Genomic DNA, 10,105 nt, shown 5'->3' with positions numbered 1-10,105 from the left:
CTGTGACAGATAAGGATTCCTGTTCTTCCATCATGATGGCCCGTCTGATGTCAATTGAAGTTAAATCATTGAAGCAACTTACACTCGCAAGTCTCCTATCCTACCCGAGTTTTGAAGGCAATTTCCAGCTTTATCACGAAATGACAAGTGATTGCTCCGATGAAGTTAACGAACGAGTCTCAAACGCATTTAAAATTTATTATCAAATAAACGGTTTCCTTTAGAGCTATAAAGGTTATATTAAACCGGCTAATGCTGCCTCTTTTTTCGCAGTAGATGCTACTAATGACAATCAGTCAGGTAAAAGCCATTGGATTCACATAGTCGCTAATTCGCGAATAATTAGACCACAATTCAGTTAGTAAATTTCATACATTTCGCTCACTGCTCTTTCAACACTACTGCCCGATTTCCATCTCTGCGTTGCCGGATGATATCGGATAGAATCTTTTTTCGCAGAATTTGTATCGTCTGTGTGGAAAGAATTCATTCTCGCTGCGCGGTTGGTTTATTTGATTGTAGTGAAGAAGGTGTCTGGGATGTGGTGTTTGGTTTTCGTATTGTTGCGTTTGTATTCTGGCTGGTGGAAGGTTTGTGGTTTGAGTTTTGGCAACTGTTGCAAAGGGGGCGAGGTGGGCAAGTTTGATTTATGCGCCTTAATGTCTCGGGTTTGGTCAATTCGTGACCGATTGGGGCTTGATTTTGTCGCTTTTAAGGTGAATTTCGGGGCAAAAAGTAGTGAAGATGAGGAAGCGGTTTTTGGGTTGCCGGTCGAAATCTTGCTGAAACGAGTGGGTTTTATGGTACTCAGATCCGCAGACGCAGAAACATTCAGTATTGAGAAAAAGGCTTTCGCGCAAGAAATGAGGCCACTCCTCGGCGGCTCTGTGATGGAGCGAGTGTTTCATCTGGTCTCTGCTTACTGTATAAGTGAGAGAACAAATGTTGCATTCAGACATCGAACTGGTACGCGATTTAGCAGTCAATGTTTGTGGAAGCGGTTGAATGTGAGCACTACTTTGAAAGCGGCTGCTGTCAACTGAGGAATACATCATGAGAAGTATTTTATTCATCCTGGTCTGTTTAATAACGCTGGTATCGCTTGCCTCACCGCAAGAAGTTTCGGCGGCGAGTAAGACAGATCGGCCTAACGTTGTGATCATCCTCACCGATGACATGGGGTATGGCGATATGACTGCCAACAATCGTGACAGTCGAATTCCCACGCCTAACCTGGATCGGCTGGCGAAAGAGAGTCTGGTGTTTACTGACGCGCATGCCGCGGGGTCTTACTGTGTTCCTTCTCGCTACGGTTTGTTGACGGGGCGGTATATGTGGCGTACCCGGCTGGGATCGGGGGGGAATCTGGCCAACTTTGGTGGCACGCTGATTGAGCCGGGCCGCAAGACGATTGCGAGTCTGCTCAAAGAGGCGGGGTATCAGACCGGGTTGGTGGGCAAGTGGCATCAGGGAATCGATTGGAAGCTCCGCGATGAAAGTGCGCGGGAAGACATTCGCGTTAATCCCAACTATCAGGATTTTCAAAACATCGATTTCGCTTCACCCGCCCTGAAAGGACCCAAAGACTTTGGGTTCGATTACTCCTTCGGCACCGCCGGATCTGCGGAGATGAATCCCGCCGCCTTTATCGAGAACAACCGAACGACAATCCTTCCCACGCTCACTTCATCGGAAGCATTGAAAAAGTATGGCGAATGGTATGGCCGGGACGACAACATTATTGCTGACGGCTACACGATGGATCGTCTCGTGCCGACTCTGTCGAATAAGGCGTGCGAGTTTGTTGAGCAGGCAACCCGTACCCGGCCCGATCAGCCGTTCTTTCTGTATTACGCGATGACCACGCCGCATAATCCGATTGTTCCGAACAAGGAATTTGTCGGTAAGAGCCGCGCCGGAGCGTACGGAGATTTCGTTGTTGAACTTGATCACCATGTTGGCAAGCTGCTACGTAAACTTGCCGATCTTGGAATTGCAGAGAACACGCTGGTCATTTTCACCAGCGATAACGGGCCGGTGAATCGGACGAAGGGATATCGACAACGCTGGGTCAGAGGTGACACCGCTATTCATGGGCACGACAGTAACGGACCGTTCGCAGGCTGGAAAGGGGGCTTACTGGAAGGGGGACATCGTGTGCCGTTCTGTGTTCGCTGGCCTGGAAAAATCAAAGTGGGTGGAATCTGTTCGACAACGATTGTGTTCAATGATGTTCTGCCGACTTTGGCGGAGATGTTGAATGTCAATCTGGATCAGAACACTGCGGAAGACGGCCAAAGTTTCTTCAAGGCGCTGACGGGAGAAGCGCGTCCCGCGTCGTTTCACGAAGCAATCGTGCACAATAACAGCAAGGGGACTTTCGCCATACGCAAGGGTGCGTTTAAGCTGACTGTCAACGGTCCGAAAACCACCGAGCAGGTTGTGGATGACGACTTACCGGTCTCTGTTGTGCTGTATGATCTGAGCAACGATGTTGAAGAGACCACCGATGTCTCCCGCAACCATCCCAAGAAGGTGAAAGAGATGCATGCCTTGCTCAAACAATATGTGCGCGAGGGGAGAAGCAACGGCGGACAATGATTTCGAGTGTGAGGAGACTCTCCGTTGACAGGTTGAATCAGTGTGGTACGATTTTTTGTGATTGGGAGCGATGTGCTATGAGTTCTGTGTCCGCACCAATTTGTTTCATCGTGGATGACACGTTGATCAGTGAAGTTTGTAAGAATCAGGCTTGAGGGAAAAGGCAGGGGAGGTCGCATCAGTGGTAGCAGATTCAGAAGAGGAACCAACGATTCCTAACAGTTGGAGTTTCTCAGGACCAGGGAATCCTGATTATGAAAATCCTGCGTTTAAAGCTTATGCTGCTGCACAATTTTTAAATTTTGAAGGTTATCATCGCTTCAGACACACTCTCAAAGTGGGAAATGCGAAGCTGCTTCCCATCTTGTCTTACCTGGGATTGGCGTTAGTCAGTATCGGGTTGGGGGCTTGGGCATTTCAACTTCCGGCAGATTCTTTTTGGCAATCGATTTGTATCGAAGTTGCCGCCGGGGTGGCAATCTTCGCTCTGTTTCCCGTTGTCTTCGCTGTCGCGAGAAAGAAAACGAAACCAACTTATACGTGTATTATTATTGCGACTTTGATTTTCGGAGTGATTGGATATTTCTCGTCCGGTGTTCGGCAATCATTTTTTATTGAAGCTGCTGTAGGGCTCGTTTTACTGATGCTGCTTGATATTGGATTCAACCATCTGTTGAACGTGCTTGAAGAGATCAGAAAAAACGCGGAACAGGATTTAGCCGCATTTGAACAAGATGTTGATGATGCGGAAGAGGCGTTAAGCCCCGTTCATGGATATGCGTTAGGAGGTGGTGCGATTGAGGAAACCTTACAGGTTGAGTTGCTCAAGAAACATCATGAGATCTGCAAAATCATTTCCTCTGATGAAGCCTATGCCGGGAACGATTTCGTTTCTGTGATCACTCGAGTGAATGATTTGAAAGCCAACGATTCTCAGGCGTATCTGCGAGCCAAAGCGTATGCAGATCAAATTTCGGGATAATCTTCAGGGAGCCTGATCCGTTTTGCGTTTATTCATTTAGTCGTCATTAAGATATGGAGTTCTTCTATGCAACTCGATCCTTTTCACCTCGCGTTTCAAGTGCGTAACATTGCCGAAGCGAGAGCATTTTATGGCGACCTGCTCGGTTGCAGCGAAGGTCGCAGTGCCGAGACATGGGTTGACTTTAATTTCTTTGGGCATCAGGTGGTGTGCCACTTAAATCCGGAGATGGGCCCCACTGGAAAAATTGCTTCGCATGCCAACCCTGTGGATGGTCACGGTGTTCCCGTTCCGCACTTCGGTGTCGTGTTGACGATGGATCGCTGGAAGTCACTGGCGGAAAAACTACAGGCGAAGGAGATCCAGTTTGTGATCGAACCTTACCTGCGATTTGAGGGCAAGCCAGGAGAACAGGCTACGATGTTTTTTCTCGACCCCAGCGGAAATGCACTGGAGTTCAAAGCATTTCGCGATATTGAAACACAATTGTTTGCCACTTGATTTTACGAAACGGAGGAAGTATCAGGAACCATTATTACGGCTGGCCAAAGTGCCGAGGATGGGTGAGATCAAGGCGGTCCAACCAGTTTGGTGGCTGGCGCCTAAGCCGCGTCCCGTTTCTGCGTCGAAGTATTCATAGAACAGGACCAGTTCGCACCAGTGCGGGTCGTTTAGTAAATCGTCGGTGCGGTGATAACAGGGGCGGTTGCCATCTTCTTTCGAGAGGAACAGCCGCGAGAGTCGCTTGCGGATTTCATCGGCGACTTCCTGCAGGTCCATGTAATTGCCTGAGCGGGTGGGGCATTCGACTCGGAGCGACTTGCCGTAGAAAATGTGATAGCGTTCCAACGCTTCAATTAACAAATAGTTGAGAGGGAACCAGATGGGACCGCGCCAATTGGAATTACCGCCGAACAAACCACTGTCGGACTCAGCCGGTTGGTATTGGACGCGCAACAGTTCGCCATTGAGTTCGTATTCAAACGGATGTTCTTCGTGGTACTTGGAAAGGGAGCGGATGCCGTAGTTAGATAAGAATTCATCTTCGTCCAACAGGTAACGTAACATTCTCAAAAGACGATCACGGGTGGGAATGGCCAACAGGCGGAGTCCGTCTTCGGAGTCTTCTGTATCATGTTCCATGTAGGTCATGAACTTGGCGAACTCGGGACGGTTCTGCAGAAACCAGTCCATGCGTTTCTTAAAACCGGGAAGCTTATTGATCGTTTTATCGAACAGCACGTCGACCGTGAAGAGTGGAATCAGACCGACAATCGAGCGAATCTTCAGCGGGATACTGCGACCGTTCAGATAAAGGTGATCGTAGTAGAAGCCATCTTCTTCATCCCAGAGTCCGGTACCGTCGAGCGAGTTCATGGCTTCGGCGATTGAGACATAATGCTCGAAGAATTTGGAGGCCATATCTTCATAAGCGGGATTGCCATCGGCCAGTTCAAAGGCAATCGACAACATGCTGGAACAGAAGAAGGCCATCCAGGCGGTTCCGTCTGCCTGTTCCAGGTGACCGCCGGTGGGTAGCGGCTTGGAGCGATCGAAGATTCCGATGTTATCCAGTCCGAGGAATCCACCGCTGAAGACATGCTTGCCACGGATGTCTTTTCGATTTACCCACCAGGTGAAATTGAGCAACAGTTTCTGAAACACACGTTCCAGAAAGTTGCGGTCGCGATCACCATTAGAAGCGGTCATTTTATAGACGTGCCAACACGCCCAGGCATGAACGGGGGGATTCACATCGCTGAAGTTCCACTCGTAAGCAGGCAGTTGACCGTTGGGATGCATGTACCATTCGCGGAGAAACAAGATCGCCTGTTCCTTGGCGAAAAAGGGGTCGATTTTCGTAAACGGAATCAGATGAAAGGCGGAATCCCAGGCTGCATACCAGGGGTATTCCCATTTGTCAGGCATCGAAATGATATTGCGATTGTATAAGTGCCCCCAGTCGGCATTCCGAGGGTTGGGCGTGCCAGGGTCAGGATACGAGGGAGCGGATTCCGCTTCGCCATTTCCGTTTTGTGAGGAGTTGTCGATGGCGTAGTGATAGAACTGTTTTGTCCAGAGCAGCCCGGCATCGGCTTGTCTCAGAATCTGTTCTTCATCCGCGGAAAGTCCCGGTGAAACGAGAGACTTCGCGTAGCAATCTGCTTCTTCGATACGTTGCTCAAAAGTCCGATCAAAATCGGCTCCAAACGCATCCGCGGGCAGGCTGTGGGTTGCCGACATCCGTAAACGAAACTGAATGGATTCACCCGCTTCAAGAGTGTATTGAAAATGGGCGGCCGCTTTGGTTCCCGTTGGTTGAGGGTTGATGACTCCTTCGATGCCGTCGACGACTGCTAAGTGAAAGGCGTCTTTACAAGAGGGCCGTCTGCTGTTGGGATCGTCGAATCGCCAGGTATTGGTTTCGTTTTCGGTAAACAGCCACTGAGGGAGCTTCCCATCGGGACCGACGTCGGTGTAGAGCTGAAAGTCGCCGAGTGTTTCGTGACTGGCGATGAGCTGATCCTCTGACGCTTGGGACAGGCTCGGTTTTTGATTGGGTCGATCCAGGATGGGCCCCCAGCCCCAGGTGTTGCGATACCACCATGAAGGGAGGAAGTGTAGGGGAGCGGCTTCCGACCCGCGGTTGCTAATCGTCGTTCGAATTAAGATATCGTCATCCGCTGCCTTGGCATATTCGATCTGGACATCGAAGTAACGGCCTTCGTTAAAGATGCCGGTATGAGTCAATTCAAATTCTGGTTCGTTTCGAGAGCGGCGTGCGTTTTCTTCGCGCAGATGGGCATATGGAAATTCGGCATGCGGGTATTTGTAGAGCGCTTTCAGATACGAGTGGGAGGGTGTGGAATCGAGATAGTAATACGCCTCTTTCACATCCTCTCCATGATTGCCCTCGGGACCGGTTAGACCAAAGAGCCGTTCCTTGAGAATCGGATCGTTACCATTCCACAAAGCCAGACTGAAGCAGAGCCGACATTGCCGATCACAGATCCCCAAAAGACCATCTTCCCCCCAACGGTAGGTGCGCCAGGTTGCTTCTTCGTGCGTGAAATTGATCCACGGATCTTCTTCACCGGTACTTTCACGCACCGTACCCCATTGCCGCTCTGCCAGATAGGGCCCCCAACGTTTCCAGTTGGCCCCCGGATCACGACGCGCTTCTGAGACAAGACGCTCCCATTCCATTTCAGACATAGATATTCCAACTCTTTAATATTTAGTCAGGCTGGTATGCCTGAGAAATTTGTTTCCGACGCAGGAATCTGTATTTCAATACCCGTAATATAGTTCTGATTCTCTCAGAATGCGATATAGCGGATCGTAAAAACGAGTATCTATTCCTGATTGAGAGCGAGCTAGCGGTCGGGAATATGAAATCGCAATTTTACCAGAAAATGGTGTTGATAGAAGACTCCGGAATAAAAGCCAGCATAGATAGTACTAGCGGCTCGTGTCGTACTGCTCACTTTAATCGTAAGCCATGACCCTTATGGTGAGGGGGAATGATAAAGAGGTTGATTACTTGGAACCCCTCCTTTATTCAGATGCAGGTTCATATTGGGAGAGAGACAGAATTAAGTGTTTCCCGGTTTTTGTGGGGGGCAGCGATGGCTTTTTTTCTATTGTATTCATTCCACCGATGCGTGTGGACTTGCCAACAACAACCTTGAGGTTAGATGATTTAACTTCAGTTCTATCTAACAGAGGTTTGCCTGATACGATGGTTCCATTTTCGACTGAGCAGGTATAGTGAATCTTGACAGAAAATTCACCATCTTCAAAAAACAGTTTGCCGGACATGATCTGAGTATCTTTCCCGGTTTGAACTTTACAGCGGAATATCTCGTTGGGACGTGAGATAACCTCGATGCTGTTTAAGACTGTTTCTTTTGGACTTCCCTCGGTCGAGTTGATGTATCCCACCGTGTCAACACGGAGAAGGTACTGCTCACTGGCAGACAATATTGTGTCTGAGGTATAAAAAACAAGGATCAGAAAAAATGCCTGTTTCATTTGTTTATTTACCCCCACTTAAAAAACAGTTCTGATTATAACACCCTTGAAATTATCTACAGAAGTCACTCCCATTGATCCATACTTGCAATGCTATTTATCTGAAAGTTCAAGTTTTGTCCAGATAGGAAATGGGTTGAAGATTCAAAAGGACAGCCTCCCTCGAGTCTTTTTGCTTTTAGCACATCCACTTCCCAGCTAAGCGTGAAAATATTGCACTTGATTGAGAATCAGTTTTAGCGATCATTCATCATAATTCTGGTAGCGTTGTTTGGAAGCCTGGACTGATTTGTAGAACTTGCCGAGTTTGCGTGATTGCTGTCGACGTTCGCGAAGCGATTGAGAATTGCGGGCCTGTTCTGATTGGAGCTTGAGATAGTTTTTGAGTCTTCGAGCAGAAAGGTCACCACGTTCAATGGCCTCCTGCACAACGCATCCGGGATCGCCGTTGTGATTACAATTTCGAAAGCGACAGAACTGTGCCAATTCAATAATTTCATCAAATACTTCGGAGACGCCCTCTTCACAGTCGGCAAGTTGTAATTCACGCATTCCGGGAGTGTCAATCAGTAAACCACCGGAATTCAGCCGATGGATGGAACGAGCCGTGGTGGTGTGCCGGCCTTTTGAGTCGTCCTCACGAATTCCCTGTGTTTTCAGGGTCTCTGCCCCGAGTGACATTGCCAGCGTAGACTTACCGACTCCCGACGAACCGACAATTGCCACGGTTTGATTGATGCGACACCAGTCTGAGAGCACACTGGTTTGCTGAGAGTCGCGAGCATCAACCAGTTCCACAATTAAACCGGATTTGAGTTGTGTTGCCTGTTGCCGAGGCAGCTCTGCATCTTCAGCTAAATCAGACTTTGTTAACACTACGATGGGGGTTACCTGCGCCTCACTGGCCAAAGCAAGATAACGCTCTAATCGGGAAAGATTGAAATCATGGTTACATGAACTGACAATGAACAGAGTATCGATATTTGCTGCAATGGGTTGTGACTTTGCTTGTTCGCCGGCTGCTTTTCTGGCGATGAGTGAATCTCGTTCGAGTCGTCGCACACCGCGATGAGTAGTGGCATTGAGTAGTAGCCAATCACCGACTGTCACCTCGCCGCACGACTCAATCAATGATATCGGTAGCGTCATCTCCGCATTTACAGACAGAACCAGCACTTGGCTCCCCAGATGCGAACCGACGCGAGCGACAAGGCAATCCTGCATTTCCGAAATTGATAATTGTTGCTCGAAACAGCGCTTCCAGCCAAGATCGTGGGGTGTTTCAAAATCCATCAAGCGACACTCCAAACTTCAAGAGAGATTCGTTGGTGAGCGGAGGACACCATTCTGAGGCATGAGGTTCGCTTTGAGAAAATTAAGGTGTAAAAACCCCTAGATTATAGCTCATCCCGTTTTCTTTAAGGGTAAATTTTTACGACAGGCAGAGAGAATCTGTCGAGAAAGCGCAGGAGATTCAACGGCGCGTGCCAGTGCAAGTCCACCAAAACAGAGGGCCAGTGTTGCCAGTATTTCTTGTTTCGTGAATTCGTTTTGGGAGCGTTCGGCAAATTGCTCAGTCATCCAGAGAATGACTTCTTCAAATTGAGCCTTGGTTTGTTCGTCTGCTCGACCCAAGTCAGATAAGAGGGGAGGAATCGAACAACCTGCTTCTACCTGTTCGCAATGTTTACTGGAGAGATAGCGGAGCATGATATTGATGAGTTCTTCTGGTGTCTCAGCTTTACTCAAGGCTCCACCCATGGCGGCCTGATCTTCGATGAAGAACTGCACCAGACTACTCCCTAACACTTCGGATTTTGAATCGAAGTGTCCGTAGAAGGCACCGGATGTCATGCCGGCTTCTTCCATGATGCCATCCACGCCACTCCCAACATAACCCTCACGTTGGAATACGTGCAAAGCGGCCTCTAATATTCTTTTACGTGAACGCTGTTTACGGTCTGAGGGTTGATTCATCCTGTGGCCCTTGTTTCCAGATGATTTGCTGATCGACGATTTCGCCATCCGAAGTACCTCCTGCGATTCGACTTTCTACATTGTATTGAATCACTAGAAAGTATAACGGTTCATCGGAATGGTTTCGCCAGCAACGAGGAACTTCTGGTGAAACTCGAAGAAAGAAACCATCAGACACATCCAGAACTTCGTTTCCGAGCTGAAACTGACCTGTACCTTGAATAATGAAATAGATTTCATCATTCATAGTATGTCGATGCACAAACGGCATCCCTTTGCCGGGAGGGAGAACATTAATCGACATTTCAAGCCCCTCTGACTTCAACAAATTTTTAAGAAAATATTTCCCGCGAACAGGAAAAGGAGTCTCTGGTGGGGCGAGTCGGTAATCACTCCAACTGTTGTGAGGACCTGCTTCAAAAATGTCAAATCCCTGACCTTGAGTTACTTGCTCATGTATTGAGTTCTTCATTTTGATTCCTTTTCTTGATGATCATTTTGAATATAACG

At 48.4% G+C, this 10,105-nt stretch carries 10 protein-coding genes; 5 read left to right on the top strand and 5 right to left on the bottom strand.

Going from position 1 to position 10,105, the window contains the following annotated elements:
- From V202x_RS27935 to V202x_RS25620, 5 genes are all read left to right on the top strand, one after another.
- A partial coding sequence (locus V202x_RS27935) for a hypothetical protein (protein WP_232098714.1) occupies positions 1-224 on the top strand: 224 nt, incomplete at its 5' end.
- A 315-nt stretch (positions 225-539) separates the two neighbouring features.
- Positions 540-1,043, top strand: coding sequence for a hypothetical protein (locus V202x_RS25635; protein WP_145179661.1), 504 nt, complete (start codon positions 540-542; stop codon positions 1,041-1,043).
- A 10-nt stretch (positions 1,044-1,053) separates the two neighbouring features.
- The gene (locus V202x_RS25630) at positions 1,054-2,601 is read left to right on the top strand and encodes a sulfatase family protein (RefSeq protein WP_145179659.1); all 1,548 of its coding nucleotides are present in this window, start codon (positions 1,054-1,056) and stop codon (positions 2,599-2,601) included.
- A gap of 181 nt (positions 2,602-2,782) precedes the next feature.
- Positions 2,783-3,583 carry a hypothetical protein gene (locus V202x_RS25625; RefSeq protein ID WP_145179657.1) on the top strand — a complete coding sequence of 267 codons (801 nt, stop codon included), beginning with the start codon at positions 2,783-2,785 and terminating at the stop codon, positions 3,581-3,583.
- 66 nt (positions 3,584-3,649) lie between these two features.
- Positions 3,650-4,084: a VOC family protein gene (locus V202x_RS25620; protein ID WP_145179655.1), complete on the top strand. Its 435-nt coding sequence runs from the start codon at positions 3,650-3,652 to the stop codon at positions 4,082-4,084.
- Positions 4,085-4,105: 21 nt separating this feature from the next.
- Here the strand turns inward: V202x_RS25620 and V202x_RS25615 are convergent, their stop codons facing one another.
- The 5 genes from V202x_RS25615 to V202x_RS25595 form a co-directional block, all read right to left on the bottom strand.
- Positions 4,106-6,799, bottom strand: coding sequence for an MGH1-like glycoside hydrolase domain-containing protein (locus tag V202x_RS25615; RefSeq protein ID WP_145179653.1), 2,694 nt, complete (start codon positions 6,797-6,799; stop codon positions 4,106-4,108).
- A 342-nt stretch (positions 6,800-7,141) separates the two neighbouring features.
- On the bottom strand, positions 7,142-7,618 hold the full coding sequence (locus V202x_RS25610; protein WP_145179652.1) for a hypothetical protein: 477 nt from the start codon (positions 7,616-7,618) through the stop codon (positions 7,142-7,144).
- 243 nt (positions 7,619-7,861) lie between these two features.
- A complete protein-coding gene (rsgA, locus tag V202x_RS25605; protein ID WP_145179649.1) occupies positions 7,862-8,911 on the bottom strand; it encodes a ribosome small subunit-dependent GTPase A in 1,050 nt (349 codons plus the stop codon).
- A 111-nt stretch (positions 8,912-9,022) separates the two neighbouring features.
- The gene (locus V202x_RS25600; RefSeq protein ID WP_197993095.1) at positions 9,023-9,595 is read right to left on the bottom strand and encodes a TetR/AcrR family transcriptional regulator; all 573 of its coding nucleotides are present in this window, start codon (positions 9,593-9,595) and stop codon (positions 9,023-9,025) included.
- The gene (locus tag V202x_RS25595; protein ID WP_145179645.1) at positions 9,573-10,067 is read right to left on the bottom strand and encodes a cupin domain-containing protein; all 495 of its coding nucleotides are present in this window, start codon (positions 10,065-10,067) and stop codon (positions 9,573-9,575) included. The genes V202x_RS25600 and V202x_RS25595 overlap by 23 nt, the downstream gene beginning before the upstream one ends.
- Between the last annotated feature and the right edge of the window lie 38 nt (positions 10,068-10,105).

It is taken from the genome of Gimesia aquarii (assembly GCF_007748175.1).
Taxonomy (GTDB): Bacteria; Planctomycetota; Planctomycetia; order Planctomycetales; family Planctomycetaceae; genus Gimesia; species Gimesia aquarii_A.
Note: the sequence above shows the minus strand (reverse complement) of the source record. Positions and strands in the feature narration are given on the sequence as shown.